Below are 24917 nucleotides of genomic sequence, written 5' to 3'. Positions count from 1 at the left end.
AAAGATGGCAGGAGAATAAAATGAAACAGGAGGGCGCGGCTAGCCATTAAATTATAGAAACGATCATTTGGGTTTTACAAAAAAGCTTTTTATAAATAGACGAACCATCGGCTGGCGTCGGAATGGCTTCGTTTTAAATCTAATAACGTACCCTACTCGGATAATAATCATGCGTAAAAAATTCCCTGTAAAGATGATGGTATTACTGATGTCGTCAGTGTTTTTGTCTAATGGTGCTATGGCCGCAAAATTGACCGTAGAAGAAAGATTGGAACTATTGGAGAAAGAACTGGCAGTAAATAAAGCTGAATTGCAGTCAACCAAAAAAGAGTTTCGTGAATATAAGACGAACGCAGAAAATAAAGCACGCTTGGCAGCAAACTCGGTGGCAAAGGATAAACCGCTGGTCGTTGCTTCTTCTGGCTCGCCATCGGTTAATCAGGTTGTTCTTGCGCCAGTCGCTCAACCAGTCGCAAATACGGCTGATGATGTTATGAGTGCACCACAAAAGCCATTAACGTTAGCTGAGGTGAGCAAGTTCGTTAAGGATGATATTGGCTTTAGCTATACAGGGTATTTCCGTTCTGGATGGGCAACGGCCGATCATGGCGCACCAAAATCGTATGCGATTGGTTCATTAGGGCGTTTTGGTAATGAGCACAGTGGTTGGTTTGATCTCATACTGAGCCAAAAAGTTTATGCAGAAGGGAATAAACGTGTCGACGCCGTTATCCAATTGGATGGTAACGTGGGTATGCAGTACAACAGCGCCTGGTTTGGCGAAGACGCCGATAATGAAAATAAACTGCAATTCTCCCAGATGTACGTCAATACAAAAGGGTTCTTACCATTCGCCCCAGAGGCTGATTTTTGGGTAGGTAAAAATACCCTGCCAGTCTATGAAATTCAGATGCTGGACTGGAAAAGTCATCGTTCAGAAGCGGCAGGCGGTGTAGGTATTGAGAACTGGCAGTTAGGCGTGGGTAAACTTGATGTCTCTTTGAACCGTGAAGACGTTAACGCGCGCCGATTCGTATATAATGATCCGAAGAAGGATAAAAATCAGGTCAATACGAATGCGGTTGATATCCGCTATAAAGGTATTCCGCTGTGGGATGATGCAACATTGTCTCTGATTGGTAAATATGCACAAGCCAATAAAAGCAATGTACAGAATAATGACGAAAACGATGGTTTGTCTTATAAGTTGAAGGATGCTTGGACTGCTGGTGTCATTTTACGTCAAGGGTTGTATAACGGTGGATTTAATGAATTTACCGTGCAAGGTGCGAGTAATTCTATTGCCAGCGGTTTTGCTAATATATCTGATGCTAACCCGACGTATAGCCGTAATGGTGACTACTATGGCAACCATTCAGGTAATGCCTTCCGCGTGATCTCGCAAGGAGAAATGTATTTGCGTGATGATGTCATTATGGCCAATGCGCTGGTCTATTCAAAAGGTAACGATATCTACAGTTATGATACCAGTGCAAATACTGACTTTGATAGCATCCGTGCCGTACTTCGTCCCGCCTATATTTGGGATAAATTCAATCAGACCGGCGTAGAATTGGCGTATTTTAACCAAACCAATAAAACGAACGGTGTGAATTACCATGAATCCGGTTATAAAACTACGCTGTACCATGCGCTTAAAGTTGACACGAGTATCTTGAATTCTCGTCCAGAGATTCGATTTTATGGTTCTTACCTGAAAATTGAAGATAACGATATCAGTCAGGCCACATTTAACGACAGCAAGAGCGATCAATTCTCCTTGGGTGTTCAGGCGGAAGTCTGGTGGTAATACCTGTCATCACGACGGCACCGCTACCGCAGTGCCGTCACATTTAGCAAAAACAGACTCGATTACGTAATCGTTGGGATGGGATTATGCGAATGAACATGAAGAAAATCTCTTTATCATTATTAACGCTGGGCGTTCTGTCAGGCCTTGCTATCAATGCGTCTGCGCTACCGGCTGACTTTCCTGTTATGCCAGCGGCAACGGCCCCCGTGAGCCAGTATGTTACGGCGGTTAACGCGGACAGCAGCATTACTTTCCGCCTGTTTGCGCCAACGGCGAAGCAGGTCAGTGTTTTTACCGGTTCGACACCCGATAGCATCGTGTCCTATGCGATGACAAAAGATGAAGCAGGTGTGTGGTCGTTTAAAACGCCAGTGCAGGTACCGAATCTGTATGAATATTTCTTCAGCGTGGATGGTTTTCGCACCATTGATACCGGTACGGCGTTTACCAAACCGCAGCGTCAGGTGAACACCAGCCTGATTCTGGTGCCGGGGAGCATTCTGGATATACGCCAGATTCCGCATGGTGAACTGAGAACACTGACCTACCACTCCAACGCGTTGAAATCAGAGCGTCAGATGTATGTCTGGACGCCACCGGGCTATAGCGAATCGTCAAAACCGTTACCCGTGCTCTATTTCTATCATGGCTTTGGCGATACGGGGGCGTCTGCCGTAGTACAGGGGCGGATACCGCAGATGATGGATAACCTGCTGGCAGAGAAAAAAATTGAACCGATGCTGGTCGTCATACCTGATACGGAAACCGACGTTCCTGGGATTATCCCGGAAGAATACCCACCGCAGGAGCGACGCAAGGTGTTCTATCCGCGCAATGCCTTAGCCGCGGACCGAGAACTTATTCATGACATTATCCCCGAGATCGGCAAACGCTTTAATGTTCGTCAGGATGCAAACGGCAGGGCGCTGGCTGGGTTGTCTCAGGGGGGGTATCAGGCGCTGGTATCGGGTATGAGCCACCTGGATCATTTTGGTTGGCTGGCAACGTTCAGCGGCGTCACTACCGAAACGGTGCCAAACACGGCCGTTGCCGCGCAGCTTGAGCGACCTGAGCAGATTAATCAGCAACTGAAGAACTTCACGGTGGTGATTGGCGAAACCGATAACATCACCGGTAAGGATATTGCGGGTTTGAAAACGGTGTTAGAGCAGAAAAATATCCGGTTTGACTATACCCACTATCCTAACCTCGGCCATGAGATGGATGTTTGGCGACCGGCCTACAGCGAATTTGTTCAGAAGCTTTTTAAATAGCGTTTGCGTGCTGCGGGCAGAGTCGTCGCGTGCCCGCGTTCTCTGGGCAGCCTGAATCGCTGGGCTGCCATATCAACGATTGCTCAGCACAGTTAAGGATAATCATGTTTATTCACAGGTATTTTTCCCAGTTTGCCATGGTGATCGTCGCATTGCCTTTCCTCAGCGTGTTCACCGCTCAGGCTCAAACTTCACCTTTTGATGTAGCCGATCATAAACAGATTCGCGTCATTATCAGTGCTGATGCTAAAAACGAGGCTGATGATGATTTTGCCGTTGCGCATGCGGTGTTGACGCCAACGATGCAGGTGAAAGGACTGATTGCCGCCCATTACTCCCGTACCGCGCCGTTGATGAAACGTGATGGCGAAAACAGCATGATGGAAAGCTATCATGAGCTTCAGCGTCTGATGAATGTGATGGGAAAGGCAGATATTCCCGTTTATCGCGGTGCGACACAGGCGCTGAAAGCCGACGGTGGCGTGCCAGCACTGAGTGAAGGGTCGCAGATGCTCATCAAGGAGGCGTTAAAAGACGATCCGCATCCGTTATTTGTGTTAGTCATGGGGCCGATTACGGATATTGCCGCTGCGCTGCAAGCTGAACCGAAGATCGCTAGCAAAATGACGGTTGTGTGGATTGGCGGTATGCCTTACCCGAAAGGCGGCTGGGAATACAATATGTTCAACGATCCGGTTGCGGCGAACCACGTATTCAAATCTCAGGTGCCGTTATGGCAGGTTCCGCACAATGTCTATATGTCCGTGCGTGTTTCGCTGTCTGAACTTGCGGTACGCGTTAAGCCGCAAGGGAAAGTCGGGGAGTACCTGTGGCAACAGCTGATCGAATTTAATCGTGCGATTTCCGAAACCATCAAAGATGTTCCCTGGCCGAAAAGTGAAGTTTGGGTATTGGGTGATAATCCCTCGGTTTCTCTGCTGCTGGATGACCACGAATATCACTACACGCTGGTCAACGCGCCACAGTTAAACGACGATCTGACTTATGCGCCTCAGGGCAATGCGCGCCAGATTCGGGTGTATAACGCGGTTGATGCCCGCTTCACGCTGGAAGATTTCTACGCCAAACTGGCGTTGGCTTATGGTCAGGGAAAATAAAAATCCCTGAAGGGTTAATACCGCTTACTCAAGCGTGGATTTAGCGCGTTCACGGTAATGCGTTCCTGCGGGAATGCCTCACGTCGCGTTTTATCAGAAAACACACTGGGATGAATTTCCGACATGAACACCTCATCCCAGTGCTCACACCGCATACTTTGATGCCGAAGCTGACAGTTTTTAAGTACTGAATTTTTAAGCTCATAATTTTTAAGCCCGCAATTTTTAAGTCCCTTGTCTTATTTTGGCAATGTCCGCCCTCCGTGATTGAGATAATCCTCATATAACTTTCGATACGATTCATTACTTTTCTTTACCTTTGATCAAAAACAATATTTCAAATGCATCTTTTTGGTATTCATAGGGCGAGTAATGTCACGACAGTTGGTGTGGTTTCTGTCGAATGGATAACTAAAATGACCGCCAGCAGGCGGCTTAATGTGGACACAAACGCATGGTCAGGATAAGCATGTCAATCTCCTATCTGTGGGGCATGGTAGCCAGTCTCTTTCTAATGATGCCAGCCTATTCGGCGGATGTTCCGGCGTCTCCTTCTCCCGCCCCGATAGAGGCAAGAAATTCGGTATTCATCAATCAACACCCCGATCAGTTCAACTCGTGGAAAGCGACCAGCGAACAGTCTGAGCGCCACGATGCGCTGGCAGAAGATCCCTATATGGTGATCCTCTGGGCGGGTTACCCCTTTTCCAGAGACTATAACAAGCCGCGCGGCCACGCTTACGCAATAACGGACGTACGTGAAACGCTACGCACCGGTGCACCGAAGACGGCAGAAGATGGCCCTCTGCCAATGGCGTGCTGGAGTTGTAAAAGCCCGGACGTCGCTCGGTTGATCCAACAGGAGGGCGAGGAGGGCTACTTCAAAGGCAAATGGGCGCGAGGTGGGCCGGAGATTACTAACGATCTCGGTTGTGCAGATTGCCATGATACCGCGTCACCGGATTTTGCTCAGGGCAAGCCCGCGCTGACGCTATCCCGTCCTTACGCGGAACGCGCGATGGAGGCGATTGGCAAGCCGTTTGATAGCGCCAGTCGGTTCGGACAGCAGTCCATGGTCTGTGGACAATGCCACGTTGAGTATTATTTTTCTGGCAAAGACAAAGCCGTGAAATTCCCATGGGATAACGGCACGAAAGTCGAGGACATGGAGAAATACTATGACGCCATTTCCTTCTCCGACTGGACCAACACCCTTTCCCGCGCACCGATGCTGAAAGCCCAACATCCAGAGTATGAAACCTGGAGCGTTGGTATCCACGGTAAAAACAACGTGACCTGTATCGACTGCCATATGCCGAAAGTGAAAAACGCAGACGGCAAGCTGTACACCGATCACAAGATCGGTAACCCCTTCGATAATTACGGCGAAACATGCACCAATTGCCATACGCAGGATAAAGCGGCAATGCAAGCGGTTGTCGCTGAACGCAAAACGGCCATTCAGGAATTAAAACTGAAAGCAGAAGAGCAACTGGTTCACGCGCATTTTGAGGCCAAAGCGGCCTGGGATGCCGGTGCAACCGAAGCAGACATGCAGCCGATTCTGATAGATATCCGCCATGCGCAGTGGCGCTGGGATTTGGCGGTGGCGTCTCACGGTATTCACATGCATGCGCCGGATGAAGGCTTACGGATGCTTGGCACCTCGCTGAGCAAATCTGCCGAGGCGAGAACCAAACTGGTGCGCTTATTGGCACAGAAAGGGGTGACAGGGGAAGTCAAGTTGCCGGATATCTCGACAAAAGAGAAAGCGCAACAGGCGATTGGTCTCAACATGCAGCAAATCAACGCCGAGAAACAGGATTTCCTGAATACGGTAGTGCCGCAGTGGGATGAGCAAGCGCGTAAAGCTGGACGACTGAACTAATAACCCCATCGCCCGTGGACGCGGGCGATCATAAAGTGGAGTGGATATGAGCGTATTACGTTCGTTATTGACTGCCGGGGTGCTGGTATCAGGCATGCTTTGGGCATTGCCAGGGCTGACGCAGCCCGCACCCCAGGCGGAAAAAGGAGAGCGGTGGACGGTAATGCCACAGCGCAATCCCGATGAGGCTTGTCTACAGTGCCATAAACCGGAAGAGGATGGCATGCAGGGCAAACATGCCACCGCAGTCAACCCGCATAATCAACAACAGCTGACCTGCACAAACTGTCATGGCAAGCCGTCACTGCTGCACCGCGAGGGCGTTAAGGATGTCATGCGCTTTAACTTCCCGATGTATAAGGTGGAAGAACAGAACGGCGTCTGTATGTCATGCCATGCGCCGGAGCAGTTGCAGAAAGCGTTTTGGCCACACGATGTGCATGTGGCGAAAGTAGCGTGTGCCAGTTGCCATCAACTGCACCCCACGCAGGACAGTATGCAGACGCTGAACGACAAAAGCCGCATCAAACTGTGTGTGGATTGTCATAGCGATCAGCGCAATAACCCAGACTTCAACCCAGCCTCAGTGCATCTGGGTAATAAGAGGCAGCCATGAGTTGCTCTCGTCGTCAATTTCTTGCCCGTATGGGCGGGCTGATTGCCATCACCAGCACGGCGGGACAAGTCGTCGCACAGACGCTGAATATCAACGGCGTCCGCTACGGCATGATCCATGATGAATCGCTCTGTATCGGCTGTACGGCCTGCATGGATGCCTGCCGTGAAGTCAATCAGGTGCCGGAAGGTGTATCGCGTCTGACGATCATTCGCAGCGAACCGATTGGGACATTCCCAGACGTGAAATATCGCTTTTTCCGTCACTCCTGCCAGCACTGTGAGAATTCACCCTGCGTTGACGTGTGTCCTACCGGTGCGTCGTTTCGTGATGCGGCAAGCGGCATTGTGGATGTGAATCCCGATCTGTGCGTAGGGTGCCAATACTGTATTGCGGCTTGCCCTTATCAGGTGCGCTTTATTCATCCGCAGACGAAAACGGCGGATAAGTGCGATTTTTGCCGCAAGACTAACCTGAAAGCCGGAAAACTGCCCGCCTGTGTGTTGTCTTGTCCGACGAACGCGCTGACGTTCGGTAACCTTGACGACCCTGACAGCGACATTTCCCGCCAGCTTCGTCAACAGCCGACCTATCGCTACAAAATCGCGCTCGGCACTCGTCCTAAGGTTTATCGCGTACCGTTTAAATACGGGGAGGTTCATCAATGACGCCCGTGTCTTCAAGCGCATTCCATTTTGATTCGTTAGTCTGGGACTGGCCGATTGCGATTTACCTGTTCCTGGTGGGGATTTCTGCGGGGCTGGTGACGCTGTCTGCCTTACTGCGGCGCTACCATCCCGAACAGGCCACCGCAGACAGTACGCTAATGCGCACCACGCTTATTCTCGCGCCGTGCACCATCATTTTGGGATTGTTGATTCTGGTCTTTCACCTGACGCGCCCCTGGACGTTCTGGAAGCTCATGTTCCATTACAGCTTTACCTCCGTGATGTCCGTTGGGGTGATGCTGTTTCAGGTTTACATGGCGGCGCTGGCAGTCTGGCTGGTCAATATTTTTAGCGAGCAGGCTATTGTGCTGCAACAGCGCTGGCTGCCGAAGCTGACTCTCTTCCCCAAGGTGCTCGGCTGGCTGGCACCGATGCAGAAATCGCTGGATATCGTGATGTTGTTGCTGGCGGTGATGTTAGGGGCTTATACCGGATTCTTGCTCTCCGCGCTGAAGACCTATCCGCTACTAAATAATCCGATTCTACCGGCGTTATTCCTGTTTTCGGGCGTGTCCTCCGGTGCCGCAGTGGCGTTGATCGCTATGACCTGCCGCTATCGCCGCAATCCGCATAGCGAAGAGGCGCACTTTATCCATCGCGTCGAAACGCCGGTCGTGTGGCTAGAGATCTTCTTGCTGTTCGCGTTCTTTATTGGCCTCGCGTTAGGGGACGATGGGAAGCAGCGGGCGCTGGTGGCGGCGTTGGGTGGTGGATTCTGGGCCGTGTGGTTCTGGCTGGGCGTTGTAGGGATTGGATTAGTCATTCCCTTGCTGCTCAAGTCGTGGGCTAACCGACAGCATTCACCCTATGGTGTGCTGGCGGTCTGCGGCATGAGTCTGGTGGGCGTTTTACTGCTGCGCTTCTTTATCCTCTATGCGGGGCAGTTAACCGTTGTCTAGTTCCCAGCAAGAGGCCTGTTGATGTTGTTATTGCCAGAGTTTGGGTATGTGTCGCTGTTACTGGCGGTTTGCGTCGGTGTGGCAACAGCGTTGCTGACATTTTCGGGCTACTCCCTGCGCTGGTCGGGCACTTACCGACTGGCGCGGTGCTGGACGCTGGTGCTGTTTGGTCTCGTGCTGTTCGCGTTTGTCGCGCTGACGCTGAGCGTGGTGCAGGATGATTTTTCGGTTAATTACGTTGCTCAGCATAGCCACCGTGATTTACCGCTGGGGCTCAAAATTGCGGCGGTTTGGGGCGGGCATGAAGGATCGCTGCTGCTGTGGCTGCTGTGTTTATCCGGCTGGAGCGCCGCGTTCGCCTGCCGCTATCGCAAAGCGACGAGCGATCTGTTCCCGCTGACGCTGGCGATGCTCGCGGTGATTGCGACCGCATTGCTGGTATTCATTGTGTTTTTTTCCGATCCCTTTGTGCGTCTCTTCCCGCCTGCGTTGGCGGGGAGGGATCTCAACCCGATGTTGCAACATATTGGCCTCATTCTCCATCCACCGTTGCTCTATCTAGGCTATGGCGGCTTAACCGTGAGTGCGGCACTGGCGTTAGCCGCCCTGATTCACGGGGAGTTTACTGCACCAGCCGCCTGGATTTGCTGGCGCTGGACGTTGCCGGCCTGGAGCTTGTTGACGCTGGGGATCATTTTGGGATCGTGGTGGGCTTATAACGAGCTGGGCTGGGGAGGATGGTGGTTCTGGGATCCGGTAGAGAACGCCTCGTTGCTTCCGTGGTTAACGGCCAGCGCATTACTCCACAGTCTGTCTGTCACTCGAATGCGCGGTATCTTCCGCCATTGGTCGCTGATATTGGCGCTGTTGACGTTCATTTTATGCCTGCTCGGTACGCTGATTGTTCGCTCGGGGATACTGGTTTCTGTCCATGCCTTCGCCCTCGAACATGATCGCGCGGTGCCTTTATTTATCCTGTTTGCCGGTTTAAGCATGGCGGCGTTGGCTGTTTATGGCTGGCGTGCCCAGCTTGTCCATTCCGCAGCCCGCTTCTCTGGCTGGTCACGGGAAATGGCAATACTGCTGGTGCTGTTGTTATTCAGTGCCGTCGCGCTGGTGGTACTACTCGGTACGCTTTATCCGATGATTTATGGATTGGCAGGCTGGGGGAAAATCTCAGTAGGCGCACCCTATTTTAACCGTGTGCTCTTGCCCTTTGCTGGCTTGATGCTGTTGCTCATTGGCGTTGCGGCGGGAGGCTACTGGAAACACAGTACGCGCTGGCCCGTCCGGCGTTTAGGTGTGACGCTGACAGTCGGTGTCGTCACCACTCTGATTATATGGCCGTATGGGTACGGCGTGGCGCTGGCTTCCGGTCTGATCGGCTGGGTGATGGCTGCGCAGTGGCTACAGCCGCTGTTGGCGCTACGCCAGCAGCTTCCAGCGCTGTTAGCACATACGGGCGTGGTGCTGTTTGCCTTGGGGATTACGTTCTCTGCGGGGAGCAAGCAGGAAATTAGCGCCAATGTGGGGCAGGGAGAGCAGGTTACGCTGGGTGACTATCAGTTTCATTTTTTACGGCTGGATTTAGTGGCTGCTCAGAATTACACCGCAGAGCAGGCGGTGATTGCGATTTATCGTGGTGATTCACCGATTGCCCGCGTTATACCAGAACGCCGTTATTACAACGCACGCAAACAGCAGATGATTGAACCGGGTATTGCCTGGGGGCCAATCAGGGAATGGTATGCCGTGATGGGCGAGAAAACCGGCGAAAACCGCTATGCGATGCGTTTCTATGTGCAAACCGGCGTTCGCTGGGTGTGGGGCGGCGGCATGTTGATGGTCGCGGGCGCACTGCTGGGGTGGTTCCGAGGGAGAAGAGTCTATGACTAAATCCCTTGCGCTTCTTCTCATGCTGTTAGCTTTTTCTGTGCAGGCGCAAGTGGTCGATACTTGGGTGTTTTCCAGTCAGACACAGCGTCAGGACGCGATGGCGATTGCCGGAGAGTTACGCTGTCCACAATGCCAGAATCAGAGCCTGCTGGAGTCGAATTCGCCCGTGGCAGTCAGCATGCGCCATGAGGTTTTTTCCATGGTGGAGCAGGGCAAAGATGAGTCAGAAATTATGGCGTTTATGAATCAGCGCTATGGCGATTTTGTGCAGTACAACCCCCCGATGAAAATGCAAACCGGCATCCTTTGGCTAACGCCGCTGTTTTTGCTGTTAGCGATTGCGGTGATTGCGTGGCGAGTGATGCGGCGACAGAACCGAGGATCGCGCTTATGAGTCTGCTACACGTGCTGATCGTCGCTGTCGCTATGCTTGCTCTGGCTGCTGGACTGCTGTGGCCGCTATTGCCCCTGCGCAAGACGGAAGGGGATGGAAAGCTACCGCGTTTAGCAGAACGCATCTGGCATTTTCAATGTGAACAGGCCGTGAAGCACCTTTCTGAGCATGAGGCCAAAATGCTGGGGCGCGAACTAACTCACGATCTGCCGTTAACGTCATCCTCTTTTTCTGCACAGCGCCCGATGCCCATTATCGCCGTTGTAGTCGCGGTCATCGCTACCCTATTGAGCAGTGCGGCGTTCTATACGCTGGGCCCGCGCGGGGCGCTCGTTCAGGTGGAACGCCAGCGGCTTGCCGATCCGCTACGTGATTTTAGCGACGCGCAACAGCAGGAAAAACAGCTTGCGACTTTGCAGAACAGCATTCGTAAAACACCGAGCAACGGCGTCCTCTGGGCTGAGCTGGGTGAATATTATCTTTACCGAAACGCCTATGACAACGCGCTGCGCGCTTATCGGCAGGCGATTGCGCTGAAGGGCGACAGTGCGGAGCTGTATTCGGCGCTGGCGACGGTGTTGTATTACCAATCTGGTCAGGTTGTCACGCCTCCTATGCAGGAGATGGTCGATAAAGCGCTGGCGCTGGACGCCAATGAAGTGACGGCGCTGATGCTGCTGGCGTCTGATGCGTTCCTGAAGGCCGATTATGCACGTGCGATTACGATCTGGCAGCGCCTGTTGGATACATACAGCCCCCGGGTTAACCGCGCTCAATTGATCGAGGCGATCAACACGGCAACGCTGCTAAAGAATAGCCAGAAGTAACAGGTGATATACCGCGAACCAGAGGTTTCAGAGCCGCTTTTTGCACCGTCATAATGACGAGGATAACCGGAATCGCCGACTTTATTGATCTCAATAAAAAAGATTAACTCTTTAGGGTTACGACCCCCAAGAGGGGGGAGTAAAGGCGTCATGTTATTCTATAGCCACGAAGAAAGTAGGAGTACACCCCGATGTTAGAAGCGCGCGATGTGGTTTGCATACGCGATGAGCATGTGCTCTTCAGCGCGTTGTCGTTTACCGCCAGCCCGGGAGAAATGGTGCAGATTGCTGGCGCTAACGGGGTAGGGAAAACATCGCTACTGCGTATGTTAAGCGGCCTCGCGACGCCCGAGTCGGGGGAAATCTGCTGGCAGGGGCAGCGAATCAATCGTATCCGCGAGCATTTTAATCAGCAGCTTCTGTGGCTAGGACATCAACCGGGCATCAAAAGCGTCCTGACTGGTGAAGAAAACCTGCGCTTCTTCTATCCGCAACTGCATCAGGATGCACATTGGCAGGCACTTGCCGCCGTCGGGTTGGCAGGATATGAAGACGTGCCTGTGGCGCGTCTTTCGGCGGGGCAACAGCGGCGCGTTGCGCTGGCGCGTTTGTGGCTCACCGACGTACCGCTGTGGATTCTGGATGAACCGCTGACCGCGCTTGATGTGGCAGGCGTCGAAATGCTGACACAGCGAATGGAACACCATATTGCGCACGACGGCATCATTATTTTAACCACCCATCAGCCGCTACGTCCGTTTGCTCAAAGCATCCGCTGTATCCAGCTCACACCGAGTGAGGGCACGCCATAATGCGACGACTGATTGCTCGAGAACTGCGTGTCGCGTTACGTAATAACGCCGAAATTCTCAACCCGCTGTGGTTTTTCCTCATCGTCATCATCTTATTCCCTTTGGCTATTGGGCCGGAACCACAACTGTTGGTGCGTGTGGCACCGGGCGTAGTGTGGGTGGCGGCATTGCTCGCGTCTCTGCTGGCGATGGATCGTCTTTTTCGCGATGACTATCAGGATGGTTCGCTGGAACAGTTGACGCTGCTGCCGTTGCCGCTGCCGTTAGTGGTGCTGGCGAAAGTGGTGGTGCACTGGATGGTTAGTGGGCTGCCGCTGCTACTGCTTTCGCCGTTAGCGGCACTTCTGTTTGGTCTGGATAGCCACGGCTGGTGGGTGATGGCGTTAACGCTGTTGCTCTGTACGCCAACTCTCAGCTTTTTGGGCGCGATTGGCGCGGGATTAACGGTCGGGCTACGCCGCAGCGGCGTGTTGTTAAGCCTGTTGGTATTGCCGCTGACCATACCGCTGCTGATTTTTGCTACGGCGGCAGTCGAGGCCGCGATGATGCAACTACCGGTGGGGGGATATCTGGCGATCCTCGGCGCTTTTCTGGCAGGTAGCGCGACCCTAAGCCCGTTTGCCACGGCGGCGGCATTGCGGGTGAGCATACAATAATTTTCCGATCTCAGGATCGCATTCGTCATCCCGTTGGGATGCGTTTTACGCAAAGTGAGCACACGATTATGTTGAAAAAAAACTATCAGCTTACGCAGCCGGATCGCCTTTATGGCCTTTGCGGCAGGCTTATCCCCTGGGTTGCCCTGATTAGCGTCGCGTTGCTGATCGGCGGTTGCCTGTTAGGGTTCGGGTTTGCGCCTGTAGATTCTCAGCAAGGGCAAGGGTATCGCATCATCTACCTGCATGTGCCAGCCGCTGTGTGGTCGATGGGGGTCTATGCCGTGATGGCGATTTTCGCGCTGGTCGGGATGATTCGGCAGTCAAAAACGGCGGATCTTGCCGTGGCAGCGATGGCTCCCGTTGGTGCGGTGTTTACCTTTATTGCGCTGACCACCGGCGCTACCTGGGGTAAACCGATGTGGGGGACCTGGTGGGTATGGGATGCGCGCCTGACGTCGGAACTCGTCCTGTTATTTCTGTACGTCGGTATCATCGCGCTCTACAACGCATTTGACGACCGCCGCCTTGCCGGGCGTGCCGCGGCCATTTTGGTGCTGGTTGGCGTGGTGAATTTACCCATCATCCATTTCTCGGTCGAGTGGTGGAATACCCTGCATCAGGCATCGACAAAAATGCAGAAAACCATCGATCCCGCTATGCGTCTTCCGCTGCGAATCATGATGCTAGGGTTTATGAGCTTGTTCGTGACGTTGTCACTCATGCGATTGCGTAATTTGATACTGGTGCAGCAGCGCAGCGCACCGTGGGTTGCTGCGCTGGTCAATAAAGGAGGAGTAGCACGATGAATATCGCCTTCACGAGTTGGCAAGATTTTTTTGCGATGGGCGGCTATGCCTTTTACGTGTGGCTGGCCGTGGTGTTAACACTATTACCGCTGAGTGCGTTGATCGGACATACCCTCTTGGGGCGTCGTGCGCTGTTGCGGGATATTCGCCGCCAGCAGGCGCGCGAGCAGCGTCGTAAGAACACGGCGCGTCAGTCAGCGATGGAGGTAGTGCAATGAGTGCACCGCGTAAAACTCGCCTCTATGCGATTCTGGCCGTTGTCTGTGGCGCGGTGCTGACGATAGCGCTGACGCTCTATGCGCTGAGTTCAAATATCGATCTCTTCTATACGCCCAGCGAAATTCTCTACGGCAAAAATGAAACGCAGGAAAAACCGGCGATCGGGCAGCGTTTGCGCGTCGGCGGCATGGTGATGCCGGGCAGCGTACGCCGCGACAGCCAAAGTCTGGAAGTCCGTTTCACCGTTTATGACGCACAGGGTTCAGTGGACGTGACTTACAACGGAATGCTGCCGGATTTGTTCCGCGAAGGGCAAGGCGTTGTGGCGCAGGGCATTCTGGATACCGACGATCATATTGCGGCGAAAGAAGTGCTTGCCCGACATGATGAAAACTACACGCCACCGGAAATCAAAGCGGCGATGGAAGGGCAGAATGGTCACGCCTCTGCGGCTGGCATAGAGGGTAAACGGTTATGATGCCTGAAGTGGGCAATTATCTGCTCTGTCTGGCGCTAGGCGTTGCATTGCTGCTCAGCGTGTATCCGCTATGGGGGGCATCACGTCAGGATGAACGCCTAATGGCGCTGGCGCGTCCACTTGCCTGGGCGCTGTTTGCATGCATTTTGGCTTCCTTCCTCGTGTTGGTACACGCGCTGGTGATCAATGATTTCACTGTCCTTTATGTAGCAAACAACTCGAACCGTGCGCTGCCAGTGTGGTATCGCGTGGCGGCGGCATGGGGCGCACATGAAGGATCGCTGCTGCTCTGGGTTCTGCTGATGAGCGGTTGGACCTTTGCCGTGGCAGTATTCAGTCGGGGCATGTCGCTGGATGCGGTCGCCCGCGTGCTAGCCGTTATGGGGATGATTAATGTTGGCTTTTTGCTGTTTATTATTCTGACGTCGAATCCCTTTACGCGCACGCTGCCGGACTACCCAATTGACGGACGCGATCTCAATCCTCTGTTGCAGGATGTCGGGTTAATCTTCCACCCTCCGCTGCTTTACATGGGCTATGTCGGTTTTTCCGTGGCGTTTGCGTTTGCGGTTGCCTCGCTGCTGGCTGAACGGCTGGACAGCGCGTGGGCTCGCTGGTCCCGACCGTGGACGCAGGCGGCCTGGTCGTTCCTGACGTTGGGTATCGTGCTCGGCTCAGGTTGGGCGTATTACGAACTCGGCTGGGGCGGTTGGTGGTTCTGGGATCCGGTAGAAAATGCCTCATTGATGCCGTGGCTGGTGGGCACGGCGCTGCTGCATTCGCTGTCGGTCACTGAAAAGCGCGGCAGCTTTAAGGCTTGGACGGTATTGTTGGCTATCGGTGCGTTCTCGCTCTGCCTGTTGGGTACGTTTCTGGTACGCTCCGGCGTACTGGTGTCGGTGCACGCCTTTGCCTCCGATCCGGCGCGTGGCATGTTTATTCTCGCGTTTCTGGTCATTGTTATCGGCGGTTCGTTGCTGCTGTTCGCCATCAAGGGCAATAGAGTACGGGCGCGAGTAACGAATTCGCTCTGGTCGCGCGAGACATTCCTGCTCGGCAACAACCTGATCCTGATGGCGGCCACGCTGGTGGTGCTATTGGGAACGCTGTTACCGTTGGTGCATAAGCAACTGGGCTTGGGCAGTATTTCCATTGGTGCACCGTTCTTCAACACCATGTTTACCCTGTTAATGGCACCTTTTGCCTTGCTGCTGGGCGTGGGGCCGCTAGTTCGCTGGCGGCGCGACGAGCCGCAAAAGCTGCGTAAGCTGCTGTTGGTTGCGCTGGCCGTAACGGCGGCTCTGTCGCTGCTGCTTCCGTGGTTATTGCAGGATTCCCTCGTTGCCATGACGGCGGTCGGTCTATCGATGGCGCTGTGGGTATTCTTCTTAACGGTGTACGAGCTGCATACCAGTTCCACCCAGCGTCACGGTTTACTGCGCGGTTTGACCAAGCTCTCATTGAGCCAGTGGGGCATGGTGTGCGGTCATATTGGGCTGGCGGTGACGGTGGTTGGTATTGCCTTCAGCCAGAATTATAGCGTCGAGCGCGATGTGCGGATGCGGGCAGGCGACAGCATACAAATTCATGATTACCGTTTTACGTTTCAAGGTGTGCAGGATGTCGTGGGGCCGAACTGGCGCAGCGGTAAAGGGACGATCGAAGTCACGCATAACGGCAAGCCGGAGGCGATCCTGAAAGCGGAAAAACGCTTCTATAACACCAGCGGCGCGATCATGACGGAAGCCGCTATTGATGCGGGCGTGACGCGCGATCTCTATGCGGCCTTGGGCGAACAATTAGATGACGATAGCTGGGCGGTACGACTGTATTACAAACCCTTTATCCGCTGGATATGGTACGGCGGGGGGCTGATGGCGTTAGGTGGCATCCTATGCATGTTCGATCCTCGCTATCGCCTGCGTCGCGCGGTTAGGGAGGCATCCTCATGAGCCGTAAGATTTTGTTAATCCCGCTAGCCCTGTTTTTACTGCTGGCAGTTGCCTTGTTGTGGCAATTGGTGCGTAACAGCGACGGCGATGATCCTATGCGATTGGAGTCTGCCCTGATTGGCAAATCAATTCCTGCGTTTCGTCTTGAATCGCTGGATCAACCGGGAAAGGTGTATAGCCAATCTGAACTGAGCGATGGTAAACCGCTACTGCTGAACGTCTGGGCGACCTGGTGCCCCACGTGTAGGGCGGAACATCAGTTTCTCAACATGCTAGCGGCGCAGGGGATCCGCGTCGTGGGTATGAATTATAAAGATGAACGTCCCAAAGCAGTGGAATGGTTAAAGACGCTCGGTAACCCCTATGCGCTGAGCTTATTTGACGGCGATGGCATGTTGGGGCTGGATCTGGGCGTGTACGGCGCGCCGGAAACCTTCCTGATCGACGGACAAGGCATCATTCGCTATCGCCATGCGGGCGATCTCAACATGCAGGTGTGGCAAGACACGCTGCAACCGCTGTGGGAAAAATACAGCAAGGAGGGCGGCGCATGAGAGTGCTCAGCTTCCTTAGTGCACTGCTGCTGTCGTTCAGCGTGCTGGCGTCATCCGAAGTATTGCGTTTTGACAACGATACCCAGGAGCAACAGTTCCGCGAATTAACCATGCAACTGCGCTGCCCGAAATGCCAGAACAACAGCATTGCCGATTCCAACTCGATGATTGCTTCGGATATGCGGCAGAAAGTGTATGAGCTAATGCAGCAAGGGCAAACGAAAGAGCAGGTTGTCGATTATATGGTGGATCGTTACGGTTATTTTGTGACGTATGAACCACCGATCACGCCTTTCACGATCTTGCTATGGCTGCTGCCTGCGCTGTTTCTGACTGCGGGGGCTGCGATGATTATTCGCCGCGCGCGCCGCATTAAAAGTGCTAAAGAACCGATGAGCGAACAGGATAAAAAGCGCTTGCAGACGTTGTTGGGACGTGAGGAGAAATCGGAATGATGTTACTGACAACCATCATTGTTTTATCGCTGATTGCACTGTCCGCGCTGCTGCTCGCGCCGTGGTCGTCACGGGGGGAATACGATCGCGATGCGATCAATCAGGCGCTGTATCGCGATCGTCTGCGCGAGCTTAATGGGGATGTTGCCAATGAGCAGGAACGTGCTCAACTGGTTGAGGAACTCCAGCATACGTTATTGCAGGATATTCCCAGCGGAGCGGAGGTAAAACAACGCCCGCTTAGCCATTGGGTTTTGCTGCCGGGCTTGCTGTTGCTGGTCATCGTCAGCCTCGGCATGTTTTGGAAGACTTCTGCGGTTAATCGGGTGCAAGAGTTGCAGCAGGTCGTTGCGTTAACGCCGGATCTGATGAAGCGAGCGCTGGATGCTGATGCAGAACCACTGACTATCGAAGACGTCGCGCGCCTCGGTTTGGGGTTACGCAGCCAACTGGAGGCGCAGCCAGATAATGCACAAGACTGGTGGATGCTGGGGCGCATTGCGGGCTTGCTGAATAACTATGACATGTCTGTGCAGGCATTTGCCAAAGCGTTCCAGCTCGATCCGAAAAATACGGATCTGGCGTTGGACTATGCCGATTTGCTGTCGAGATCCACCGACCCACGTGATAGCCAGCGTGGTGGTGACATGCTGCGTGAGCTGGTGAATTCCGGTTCGACCAATGTGCGCGTGCTCAGCCTGTTGGCTTTCAATGCCTATGAAGCCCAGCGCTATCAAGACGCGATTGATGCTTGGAAAGCGATGCTAAAACTGCTCCCGCAAAACGACACACGCCGAGCGGTTATCGAACGCAGCGTGGCGCAGGCCGAAGCCTCACTGTCGGTGCAGGCGGTTACTGGGAAGTAAGAGGTTCATGTTTATCTAAATAGCAAAAGGGCGATATATCGCCCTTTTGTTGTTTCTGTTGTTTCTGTTGTTTCTGTTGTTTCTGTTGTTTCTGTTGTTTCTGTTGTTTCTGTTGTTTCTGTTGTTTCTGTTGTTGCGGTGGAGGTTTCGTGCGCAACACGCCGCGTGAATTTCTGCAACTCGAGTTGCACGCGCCCGACACGGGGCGGCTCATCGCCGTCGCCCCGTGACCCCTGGCTTTTTGCGGGAAATCGCGCCGCTTCGCGATGCCTTCGGCGTTCGTATCCGCGGTTCGGACCACCTGCGACGCGTTCCATACGCGGCGCAGGCTTTCGCGGCCTCCATGCCGCTCATCCGGCGTCTACGCTCACCTCAGCGCGATTTTTTACGCGAACCAATCCCATAAAATCAAAAGACTGAAATTAGTTCATTGTTATTTTGGGGCGGATGTTTCTGCTTGTGATGAGGACGGCATACGCCGTCCTGTGTGTCACGAAGAGGTGTGGCTTATAACCCGCTTTTGACGCCGTGCATGTCCGGCAGTTTGTGTGCGATGCCTTTGTGGCAATCGATACAGGTTTGACCGAGTTTTATCGCTTCGCTGTGTTTCTCTGCTGCGACCGTTTTTTGCCCTGAGAAGTCCATGTAGTCAAAGTTGTGGCAGTTGCGGCATTCCTGAGAATTGTTATTTTTCATGCGCCGCCATTCGCTCTGCGCCATTGTCAGTCGGTGTGCTTCGAACTTTTGTGGCGTATCAATCGTACCCATTATTTTGCCGTACAGCTCTTTGCTGGCCTGAATCTTACGTACCATTTTCGGCACTAACTCATGCGGAACGTGGCAATCCGGGCAGGTGGCGCGCACGCCGCTGCGGTTGCTGTAGTGCGCGGTTTCCATATATTCCTGATAGACGGTATTGCGCATTTCATGACAGCTGATGCAGAACGCCTCGCTGTTACTCATTTCCATGCCTTTCTGAGACGTCGCCAGAAAGAAAATGCCGCCCGCGAAGCCGATAATCAGCAACGTTCCCAGCGCCAGCCGACTTGGGCGACGCCACCATTGCCATAGCTGGCGTAACAACCGTCCTACTTTTCCTGGCTGTTTCATCGCAAACCTCACTGTCCAAAGCCTTTAGAAGGGGTGAACGTGTTGCCAGTAATTGGCGAACTGTCCGCCTGCGGCACGTGGCATTGCAGGCAGAAATGGCGTGCAGGTGCCACATTGCTCAGCACTTTGCCGTCTCTGTCGACAAAGTGGGTCGGGCTGACGCGGGGGGCGCTGGTGGAACGATAGCTCTCCACGCCGTGGCACTGTAAGCAGCGGTTAAAGGTTGGGGTGACCTGATAGCCATCCACGCTATGCGGAATCATCGGTGGCTGGTTGACATAGTTGAGCGCCATACGCTCCTGCTGCTTCGGCATCCGGCTGTTTCCCGGCTGTGCCGCGGCGACTTCCGGTGATTGGCTTAAATCGACCTGTGCAGTGGCTATTGCACTGCACATTATTGTACTGCCCATTATCGCCAGGGCGGTGATCCAGCGAAACCATCCCATTCTCAGGCTTTTCATGACTTTGCTCCCGATTTCCATCTAAGGGTTATTTTAAAAACGTCTTCAGCGCAGACATCAATACAACGTCCGCATGTTATGCAGTCTCGGTCAGTCACCTGTACCGGACTGTCTTTATCGAGCAAGGGTGCGCGCAATACCTGCGGCTCTGGACAGACATGAAAACAGTCCATGCAGCGCGTACAGCGTTCACGTTTGGCGGCATCCACAACTAATGCGCCTTTGCTGCCAAGCGCACCATACAGCGCACCCGTCGGGCAAAGGTGCCCGCACCAGCCGTGTTCCACGACCAATAAATCAAACAGAAATAGCGCCAGCAGCAGCCAGATACCCGCACCAAACCCGAAAATTAGCCCACGACCCGCCAGTGAGACAGGGTTGACCCATTCCCACAACAGCCCACCCGTCAGCGCGCTACCTGCCAGAATAAGTATCAGCAGCAGATAGCGCAGATTGCGGGGAAGTGTTGCCGAGGCGGTGATGCCGAAACGACGGCGCAGCCAAGCGGCTAAATCGGTGAGCGGATTCACAGGGCAGACCCAGCTACAGAACAGGCGCTTACCCGCTAGTGCATAGCTCAGCGCAATAATCAGCGCCCCGACTAGCGCAAGGGCGGTGGGCAGATGACCACTAGCCAGACTTTGCAGCACCATCAGCGGATCGCTGAGCGGCACGGTGTCGAGTAAGCGGCTGGCGCTGTAGTTACCACGCAAGATCCAGAACCCTAACAGCGGGCCGCTGAGGAACATGAGTAGCACTAGAGATTGGGTCAGGCGACGCAGGACCAGCCAGCGGTGACTGCGCCACCAGCCTTTTTTCGCCCGAGCTTCTCGTCCGGCGTCTTGCTTACGATTTGCCATCGCGTGCCTCCAGCCAGTTGAAACGGTAGTGGTGCCCGAGTTCACCTTTTGCTAATGCGCGCGGTAAGACCTTTATCGCAGGCTGTTCCAGCACGCAGGCTTTTTCACATTTGCCGCAGCCGGTACAGACATCGCTATGCACGATAGGTAGAAAGCGAGCATGCTTTCCGGTGCGGGCATTGCGTTCTGGCTCTAGTGTGATGGCGCTATCAATAAGGGGGCAGACGCGATAACACACATCGCAGCGTAACCCCTGATAGTTCAGGCAGTTTTCCTGATCTAACAACACCGCCAATCCCATGCGGGCATCATCGATAGCATCCAGCGGCTGTAAGGCACCGCTGGGGCAAGCGACCACACAGGGAATGTCCTCACACATCTCACACGGGATATCGCGTGCGACAAAGTAAGGGCTACCCGCTGCGGGGCCGGATACCAGCGTCGCCAGCTTCAGCGTGTCATAAGGACAGACCTGAACACATTGACCGCAGCGGATGCAGGCACCGGAAAAAACCGCTTCAGGCAGCGCACCCGGCGGCCGCAGCCGGAGTACGTCAGCCTGCGCGCGCCGCTGCTGAATGCCGAGTATCGTCACCGCTGCGGATAAACCCGCAACGGCACGAACGGCGTCACGCAGAAAGCGGCGGCGAGCGGGTGTTGAATTCTCCGGGCGTGCCATGTTCGCTACACCTTAGCCAGCTTGACGGCACATTTCTTAAAGTCCGTTTCTTTCGACAGCGGATCGGTTGCATCCAGCGTCAGGACGTTGGTCATCTGCGCGGCGTCGAAGAACGGCATATACACCAGCCCGCGCGGCGGTTTATTACGACCGCGTGTCTCAACCACGGAGATGACTTCTCCACGGCGTGAGATGATGCGCACTTTCTCACCGCGTCGAAGATCGCGCGCTTTGGCATCCTGCGGGTGGATAAACAGCACGGCCTCGGGGAAGGCGCGGTGCAGCTCTGGGACACGACGCGTCATGCTGCCGGTATGCCAGTGCTCCAGCACGCGACCCGTAGAGAACCAGAGATCGTATTCTTCGTCCGGTGCTTCTGCGGCAGGTTCGTATGGCAGCGCGAAAATCACCGCCTTGCCATCCGGTTTACCGTAAAAACGGTAGGCTTCTCCTGCTTTGACGTAAGGATCGTGTCCTTCGCTGTAGCGCCACTGCGTTTCCTTACCGTCAACCACCGGCCAGCGTAGACCGCGCACCTTGTGATAAGCATCGAACGGTGCTAAATCGTGACCGTGCCCACGGCCAAATGCGGCGTATTCTTCAAATAGACCTTTCTGCAAATAAAAACCGAATTCGCGAGATTCGTCGTTCAACTGATTTTCTGCTAATTCGCTGAGTGGGAAACGCGTGGTGACATCGTTAGCAAACAGCACGTCGTAGAGCGTCTTGCCGCGGTAGGCGGGTTTCTGCGCCAGGAGTTCTTCCGGCCACACGTCCTCTACAGCGAAGCGTTTGGCAAAGCTCACGACCTGCCACAGATCCGATTTTGACTCGCCCGGCGCTTTAACCTGCTGACGCCAGAACTGCGTCCGGCGTTCGGCGTTGCCGTAAGCCCCTTCTTTTTCCACCCACATCGCGGTAGGTAAAATCAGGTCGGCGGCCAGTGCGCTGATGGTTGGGTAAGGGTCGGAAACGACAATGAAGTTGCGCGGATCGCGCCAGCCCGGCATACGTTCCTGATTGATGTTGGGGCCAGCCTGCATATTGTTGTTACACATCACCCAATAGGCATTCAGCGTGCCGTCTTTCAGCGCCCGATCTTGTGCGACGGCGTGCAGGCCGATTTTTTCAGGGATGGTGCCTGTCGGTAACTGCCACAGTTTTTCCGCAATCGCGCGGTGTTTCTCGTTTGTGACCACCATGTCTGCCGGCAGGCGGTGGGCAAAAGTGCCGACTTCACGCGCGGTGCCGCAGGCAGAAGGTTGACCCGTTAATGAGAACGGCCCGCAGCCTGGCTGAGAGATTTTTCCGGTCAGCAGGTGGATGTTATAAACCAGATTGTTCGCCCAAACGCCACGCGTGTGCTGGTTAAAGCCCATCGTCCAGTAGGAGATCACTTTCTTCTTCGGATCGGCGTAGAGTTTTGCCAGCGCTTCCAACTGATCGGCAGGAACGCCGCTGATCGCGACCGTTTTTTCCAGCGTATAGTCGGCGACAAAGGCTTTGTATTCTTCAAAACTCATCGGTTCGGACGCATCGGAACCGGGATTTTTCGCCGCTTTTTCCAACGGGTGTGTCGGGCGCAGCCCGTAACCGATATCAGTCACGCCTCTACGCAGGTTCACGTGGCGGGTAAAGAAAGCCTCGTTCACCGCGTTATTTTGAATAATGTAGTTAGCGATGTAGTTGAGAATGGCCAGATCGGTTTGCGGCGTAAACACCATCCCGTTATCCGCCAGCTCAAAACTGCGGTGTTGGTAGGTGGACAGCACGGCAACCGTGACATTGCTATTCGACAGGCGGCGGTCAGTGATACGCGACCAGAGAATCGGGTGCATCTCCGCCATGTTGGAGCCCCACAGCACAAACGCATCGGTCTGCTCGATATCGTCATAGCAACCCATCGGTTCATCCATACCGAAGGTACGCATAAAGCCTACCACTGCCGATGCCATACAGTGGCGCGCGTTGGGGTCAATATTGTTGGAGCGGAAACCGGCTTTGAACAGTTTGGCGGAGGCATAGCCTTCCCAAATTGTTGATTGTCCGGAGCCAAACATGCCTATTGCGTTCGGGCCTTTCTCCTTCAGTGCGGTTTTGAATTTCTCCGCCATGATGTCAAACGCTTTGTCCCAGGAGATCGGGGTAAATTCGCCTTCTTTATCGAATTTACCATCACGCATACGCAGTAACGGCTGGGTCAGACGATCCTGTCCGTACATGATTTTGGGCAGGAAATAGCCTTTGATGCAGTTTAAGCCACGGTTAACCGGCGCTTCGGGATCGCCCTGACTGGCGACGATGCGTCCATTTTGCGTTCCTACTAACACACCGCACCCCACGCCACAGAAACGGCAGGGGGCTTTATCCCAGTGGATAGCGTCCGATTGCTCGGTCGCGGCGCGAACCGCGATAGGGATGGTGATGCCTGCGACCGCGGCCGCCGCTGCGACAGCATTCGCCTTCATAAAGTGTCGTCGACTGAGTTTCATGGTATTTCCTCACCCTGAGCTTGTTGATCAAGAGGTTGTTCATCGAAAGCAAAAGATTGTTCATCAAAAGACTGTTCATCAAGCTGGTGATAAACCAGCGAAACCGCCAATACGCCTGCAAGTTCGCGTATTGACGCTATGTGTTTTAACAGCGTGTCTTCTGAATCTGATTCCAGCACCACGGCCATTTTTCCGGTATCGCTATCGCTGGCGGCTACCTCCACATTGGGTAATTTTTCCAATGCGTCGCCTACTGCCGCCATACGTTCCGTATTGACGTGAACCACGACACTGCAAACATGCCAGACTGTGCTCATCGGTTTTCCTGTTGCGTCGTGAGACGCGCTGGCGCGGAGTGATATCCCGCTGTTATTTTTGTCATCGATATGGCACCGACGGGGCACCCAGAGATACAGGCGCCACAGGTGGTACAGGCGTCATCATCGATCGACGGTGCGGCAACGCGTCCGATAGTAGGACGAAACCGTATCGCGCCTGTTTCACACGTATCCTGACAGCTGCGGCATTCCACCTGATGCCGTGATAAGCAGGCATCCTGAATCGTCAGGTGGTATTCCCACGGCGCGGTGTGACTCTCCGCGAACAACGCCTGTGGACACGCGCGAGCGCAGTCATAGCAGAAGGTGCATTCGCCGCGCTGGAAATCAATGGTGGGAAAGCCCCCTGAACCGCGCTGGATGATCCTCGTTCCGCAAGCCTCAACGCAGGCATTACAGCGCGTGCACTGACTCAGAAAATGGCTTTCAGTACCACTCCACGGCGGACGCAGCGCGTTGTCTGCACGCTGTAGACCACCGGTCAGTAAGGAACGTCGGGAGAGGTTAGTCATGGCAGTTTGTCGCTCTGGCACTCGGTAAAATATCCAATAAAAAACACGTTGTTTTTATAGGGGTTACACTATGCTCCCTAGGCTGTATGCGATAATCACCCTTTAGAGGTAAATGGGGGGGCCGGATCAAGCTTATGTAGGATTCGCGCCTTATCGGCTTGCCTGAGCACGCGGGGATCGTGATAGTGGATACCCGTCATACTTCAAGCTG

General features: G+C 54.1%; 27 protein-coding genes. 19 read left to right on the top strand and 8 right to left on the bottom strand.

All coding sequences use genetic code 11. From position 1 onward, the window contains the following. Positions 1–169 precede the first annotated feature (169 nt). The 19 genes from A0G03_RS16610 to ccmI all read left to right on the top strand — a co-directional run bounded on the left by A0G03_RS16610 (position 170) and on the right by ccmI (position 18254). Positions 170–1810, top strand: coding sequence for a carbohydrate porin (locus tag A0G03_RS16610; RefSeq protein WP_048259737.1), 1641 nt, complete (start codon positions 170–172; stop codon positions 1808–1810). A gap of 86 nt (positions 1811–1896) precedes the next feature. Then, the gene (locus tag A0G03_RS16605; RefSeq protein ID WP_189315203.1) at positions 1897–3087 is read left to right on the top strand and encodes an esterase; all 1191 of its coding nucleotides are present in this window, start codon (positions 1897–1899) and stop codon (positions 3085–3087) included. A 104-nt stretch (positions 3088–3191) separates the two neighbouring features. Then, complete coding sequence (locus A0G03_RS16600) at positions 3192–4205, top strand: nucleoside hydrolase (RefSeq protein WP_053075305.1); 1014 nt, start codon at positions 3192–3194, stop codon at positions 4203–4205. A gap of 469 nt (positions 4206–4674) precedes the next feature. Next, positions 4675–6093 (top strand): ammonia-forming nitrite reductase cytochrome c552 subunit, encoded by a 1419-nt coding sequence (gene nrfA / locus A0G03_RS16595; protein ID WP_223250562.1) that lies wholly within the window; start codon positions 4675–4677, stop codon positions 6091–6093. 46 nt (positions 6094–6139) lie between these two features. Beyond that, complete coding sequence (gene nrfB / locus A0G03_RS16590) at positions 6140–6709, top strand: cytochrome c nitrite reductase pentaheme subunit (RefSeq protein ID WP_048259739.1); 570 nt, start codon at positions 6140–6142, stop codon at positions 6707–6709. Continuing rightward, complete coding sequence (nrfC, locus tag A0G03_RS16585) at positions 6706–7377, top strand: cytochrome c nitrite reductase Fe-S protein (protein ID WP_039292360.1); 672 nt, start codon at positions 6706–6708, stop codon at positions 7375–7377. Before nrfB ends, nrfC begins: the two co-directional genes overlap by 4 nt. Further along, a complete protein-coding gene (gene nrfD, locus A0G03_RS16580) occupies positions 7374–8336 on the top strand; it encodes a cytochrome c nitrite reductase subunit NrfD (protein WP_048259740.1) in 963 nt (320 codons plus the stop codon). The genes nrfC and nrfD overlap by 4 nt, the downstream gene beginning before the upstream one ends. 21 nt (positions 8337–8357) lie before the next feature. Beyond that, positions 8358–10232 carry a heme lyase CcmF/NrfE family subunit gene (locus tag A0G03_RS16575; protein ID WP_048259741.1) on the top strand — a complete coding sequence of 625 codons (1875 nt, stop codon included), beginning with the start codon at positions 8358–8360 and terminating at the stop codon, positions 10230–10232. Beyond that, positions 10225–10626, top strand: coding sequence for a heme lyase NrfEFG subunit NrfF (gene nrfF / locus A0G03_RS16570; RefSeq protein WP_048259742.1), 402 nt, complete (start codon positions 10225–10227; stop codon positions 10624–10626). Before A0G03_RS16575 ends, nrfF begins: the two co-directional genes overlap by 8 nt. Beyond that, a complete protein-coding gene (gene nrfG / locus A0G03_RS16565) occupies positions 10623–11453 on the top strand; it encodes a heme lyase NrfEFG subunit NrfG (RefSeq protein WP_101749527.1) in 831 nt (276 codons plus the stop codon). The genes nrfF and nrfG overlap by 4 nt, the downstream gene beginning before the upstream one ends. 191 nt (positions 11454–11644) lie before the next feature. Continuing rightward, positions 11645–12265 (top strand): cytochrome c biogenesis heme-transporting ATPase CcmA, encoded by a 621-nt coding sequence (gene ccmA / locus A0G03_RS16560; RefSeq protein ID WP_048259743.1) that lies wholly within the window; start codon positions 11645–11647, stop codon positions 12263–12265. Continuing rightward, positions 12265–12921: a heme exporter protein CcmB gene (gene ccmB / locus A0G03_RS16555; protein ID WP_080965232.1), complete on the top strand. Its 657-nt coding sequence runs from the start codon at positions 12265–12267 to the stop codon at positions 12919–12921. The genes ccmA and ccmB overlap by 1 nt, the downstream gene beginning before the upstream one ends. A gap of 68 nt (positions 12922–12989) precedes the next feature. Continuing rightward, positions 12990–13730, top strand: a complete 741-nt coding sequence (locus A0G03_RS16550; RefSeq protein WP_048259843.1) for a heme ABC transporter permease — start codon at positions 12990–12992, stop codon at positions 13728–13730. Beyond that, on the top strand, positions 13727–13948 hold the full coding sequence (gene ccmD, locus A0G03_RS16545; RefSeq protein ID WP_048259745.1) for a heme exporter protein CcmD: 222 nt from the start codon (positions 13727–13729) through the stop codon (positions 13946–13948). The genes A0G03_RS16550 and ccmD overlap by 4 nt, the downstream gene beginning before the upstream one ends. Then, entirely contained in the window at positions 13945–14427 is a 483-nt protein-coding gene (gene ccmE, locus A0G03_RS16540) for a cytochrome c maturation protein CcmE (protein ID WP_048259746.1), read from the top strand. The genes ccmD and ccmE overlap by 4 nt, the downstream gene beginning before the upstream one ends. Continuing rightward, complete coding sequence (locus tag A0G03_RS16535) at positions 14424–16379, top strand: heme lyase CcmF/NrfE family subunit (protein ID WP_048259747.1); 1956 nt, start codon at positions 14424–14426, stop codon at positions 16377–16379. The genes ccmE and A0G03_RS16535 overlap by 4 nt, the downstream gene beginning before the upstream one ends. Beyond that, complete coding sequence (locus A0G03_RS16530) at positions 16376–16933, top strand: DsbE family thiol:disulfide interchange protein (protein ID WP_048259748.1); 558 nt, start codon at positions 16376–16378, stop codon at positions 16931–16933. Before A0G03_RS16535 ends, A0G03_RS16530 begins: the two co-directional genes overlap by 4 nt. Then, positions 16930–17388, top strand: a complete 459-nt coding sequence (locus A0G03_RS16525; RefSeq protein WP_048259749.1) for a cytochrome c-type biogenesis protein — start codon at positions 16930–16932, stop codon at positions 17386–17388. The genes A0G03_RS16530 and A0G03_RS16525 overlap by 4 nt, the downstream gene beginning before the upstream one ends. Next, entirely contained in the window at positions 17385–18254 is an 870-nt protein-coding gene (ccmI, locus tag A0G03_RS16520) for a c-type cytochrome biogenesis protein CcmI (RefSeq protein WP_048259750.1), read from the top strand. Before A0G03_RS16525 ends, ccmI begins: the two co-directional genes overlap by 4 nt. A gap of 11 nt (positions 18255–18265) precedes the next feature. Here ccmI and A0G03_RS16515 read toward each other — a convergent pair whose 3' ends face one another. From A0G03_RS16515 to napF, 8 genes are all read right to left on the bottom strand, one after another. After that, the gene (locus A0G03_RS16515) at positions 18266–18571 is read right to left on the bottom strand and encodes a hypothetical protein (RefSeq protein ID WP_145951821.1); all 306 of its coding nucleotides are present in this window, start codon (positions 18569–18571) and stop codon (positions 18266–18268) included. A gap of 190 nt (positions 18572–18761) precedes the next feature. Then, positions 18762–19364 (bottom strand): cytochrome c-type protein NapC, encoded by a 603-nt coding sequence (napC, locus tag A0G03_RS16510; protein ID WP_048259752.1) that lies wholly within the window; start codon positions 19362–19364, stop codon positions 18762–18764. 8 nt (positions 19365–19372) lie between these two features. Then, positions 19373–19825: a nitrate reductase cytochrome c-type subunit gene (gene napB, locus A0G03_RS16505; protein ID WP_048259753.1), complete on the bottom strand. Its 453-nt coding sequence runs from the start codon at positions 19823–19825 to the stop codon at positions 19373–19375. Next, on the bottom strand, positions 19822–20685 hold the full coding sequence (gene napH, locus A0G03_RS16500) for a quinol dehydrogenase ferredoxin subunit NapH (RefSeq protein ID WP_048259754.1): 864 nt from the start codon (positions 20683–20685) through the stop codon (positions 19822–19824). The genes napB and napH overlap by 4 nt, the downstream gene beginning before the upstream one ends. Further along, on the bottom strand, positions 20672–21364 hold the full coding sequence (napG, locus tag A0G03_RS16495; RefSeq protein WP_048259755.1) for a ferredoxin-type protein NapG: 693 nt from the start codon (positions 21362–21364) through the stop codon (positions 20672–20674). The genes napH and napG overlap by 14 nt, the downstream gene beginning before the upstream one ends. 5 nt (positions 21365–21369) lie before the next feature. After that, a complete protein-coding gene (gene napA, locus A0G03_RS16490; RefSeq protein WP_048259756.1) occupies positions 21370–23856 on the bottom strand; it encodes a nitrate reductase catalytic subunit NapA in 2487 nt (828 codons plus the stop codon). Beyond that, positions 23853–24173, bottom strand: coding sequence for a chaperone NapD (gene napD, locus A0G03_RS16485; protein WP_048259757.1), 321 nt, complete (start codon positions 24171–24173; stop codon positions 23853–23855). The genes napA and napD overlap by 4 nt, the downstream gene beginning before the upstream one ends. Beyond that, the gene (gene napF / locus A0G03_RS16480) at positions 24170–24706 is read right to left on the bottom strand and encodes a ferredoxin-type protein NapF (protein WP_048259758.1); all 537 of its coding nucleotides are present in this window, start codon (positions 24704–24706) and stop codon (positions 24170–24172) included. Before napF ends, napD begins: the two co-directional genes overlap by 4 nt. Positions 24707–24917 lie beyond the last annotated feature (211 nt).

It is taken from the genome of Pectobacterium peruviense, from assembly GCF_002847345.1.
In the GTDB taxonomy this organism is placed as follows: Bacteria; Pseudomonadota; Gammaproteobacteria; order Enterobacterales; family Enterobacteriaceae; genus Pectobacterium; species Pectobacterium peruviense.
Note: the sequence above shows the minus strand (reverse complement) of the source record. Positions and strands in the feature narration are given on the sequence as shown.

Coding starts and splice junctions, on each gene's coding strand:
- A0G03_RS16515 (WP_145951821.1), bottom strand. CDS start 18,571: ATGGAACGCGTCGCAGGTGGTCCGAACCGCGGATACGAACGCCGAAGG.
- A0G03_RS16535 (WP_048259747.1), top strand. CDS start 14,424: ATGATGCCTGAAGTGGGCAATTATCTGCTCTGTCTGGCGCTAGGCGTT.
- A0G03_RS16575 (WP_048259741.1), top strand. CDS start 8,358: ATGTTGTTATTGCCAGAGTTTGGGTATGTGTCGCTGTTACTGGCGGTT.
- ccmE (WP_048259746.1), top strand. CDS start 13,945: ATGAGTGCACCGCGTAAAACTCGCCTCTATGCGATTCTGGCCGTTGTC.
- nrfC (WP_039292360.1), top strand. CDS start 6,706: ATGAGTTGCTCTCGTCGTCAATTTCTTGCCCGTATGGGCGGGCTGATT.
- ccmA (WP_048259743.1), top strand. CDS start 11,645: ATGTTAGAAGCGCGCGATGTGGTTTGCATACGCGATGAGCATGTGCTC.
- nrfA (WP_223250562.1), top strand. CDS start 4,675: ATGTCAATCTCCTATCTGTGGGGCATGGTAGCCAGTCTCTTTCTAATG.
- ccmD (WP_048259745.1), top strand. CDS start 13,727: ATGAATATCGCCTTCACGAGTTGGCAAGATTTTTTTGCGATGGGCGGC.
- napC (WP_048259752.1), bottom strand. CDS start 19,364: ATGAAACAGCCAGGAAAAGTAGGACGGTTGTTACGCCAGCTATGGCAA.
- nrfF (WP_048259742.1), top strand. CDS start 10,225: ATGACTAAATCCCTTGCGCTTCTTCTCATGCTGTTAGCTTTTTCTGTG.
- A0G03_RS16525 (WP_048259749.1), top strand. CDS start 16,930: ATGAGAGTGCTCAGCTTCCTTAGTGCACTGCTGCTGTCGTTCAGCGTG.
- napH (WP_048259754.1), bottom strand. CDS start 20,685: ATGGCAAATCGTAAGCAAGACGCCGGACGAGAAGCTCGGGCGAAAAAA.
- nrfD (WP_048259740.1), top strand. CDS start 7,374: ATGACGCCCGTGTCTTCAAGCGCATTCCATTTTGATTCGTTAGTCTGG.
- A0G03_RS16600 (WP_053075305.1), top strand. CDS start 3,192: ATGTTTATTCACAGGTATTTTTCCCAGTTTGCCATGGTGATCGTCGCA.
- napA (WP_048259756.1), bottom strand. CDS start 23,856: ATGAAACTCAGTCGACGACACTTTATGAAGGCGAATGCTGTCGCAGCG.
- A0G03_RS16610 (WP_048259737.1), top strand. CDS start 170: ATGCGTAAAAAATTCCCTGTAAAGATGATGGTATTACTGATGTCGTCA.
- A0G03_RS16605 (WP_189315203.1), top strand. CDS start 1,897: ATGCGAATGAACATGAAGAAAATCTCTTTATCATTATTAACGCTGGGC.
- napD (WP_048259757.1), bottom strand. CDS start 24,173: ATGAGCACAGTCTGGCATGTTTGCAGTGTCGTGGTTCACGTCAATACG.
- nrfB (WP_048259739.1), top strand. CDS start 6,140: ATGAGCGTATTACGTTCGTTATTGACTGCCGGGGTGCTGGTATCAGGC.
- A0G03_RS16530 (WP_048259748.1), top strand. CDS start 16,376: ATGAGCCGTAAGATTTTGTTAATCCCGCTAGCCCTGTTTTTACTGCTG.
- napG (WP_048259755.1), bottom strand. CDS start 21,364: ATGGCACGCCCGGAGAATTCAACACCCGCTCGCCGCCGCTTTCTGCGT.
- napF (WP_048259758.1), bottom strand. CDS start 24,706: ATGACTAACCTCTCCCGACGTTCCTTACTGACCGGTGGTCTACAGCGT.
- A0G03_RS16550 (WP_048259843.1), top strand. CDS start 12,990: ATGTTGAAAAAAAACTATCAGCTTACGCAGCCGGATCGCCTTTATGGC.
- ccmI (WP_048259750.1), top strand. CDS start 17,385: ATGATGTTACTGACAACCATCATTGTTTTATCGCTGATTGCACTGTCC.
- napB (WP_048259753.1), bottom strand. CDS start 19,825: ATGAAAAGCCTGAGAATGGGATGGTTTCGCTGGATCACCGCCCTGGCG.
- nrfG (WP_101749527.1), top strand. CDS start 10,623: ATGAGTCTGCTACACGTGCTGATCGTCGCTGTCGCTATGCTTGCTCTG.
- ccmB (WP_080965232.1), top strand. CDS start 12,265: ATGCGACGACTGATTGCTCGAGAACTGCGTGTCGCGTTACGTAATAAC.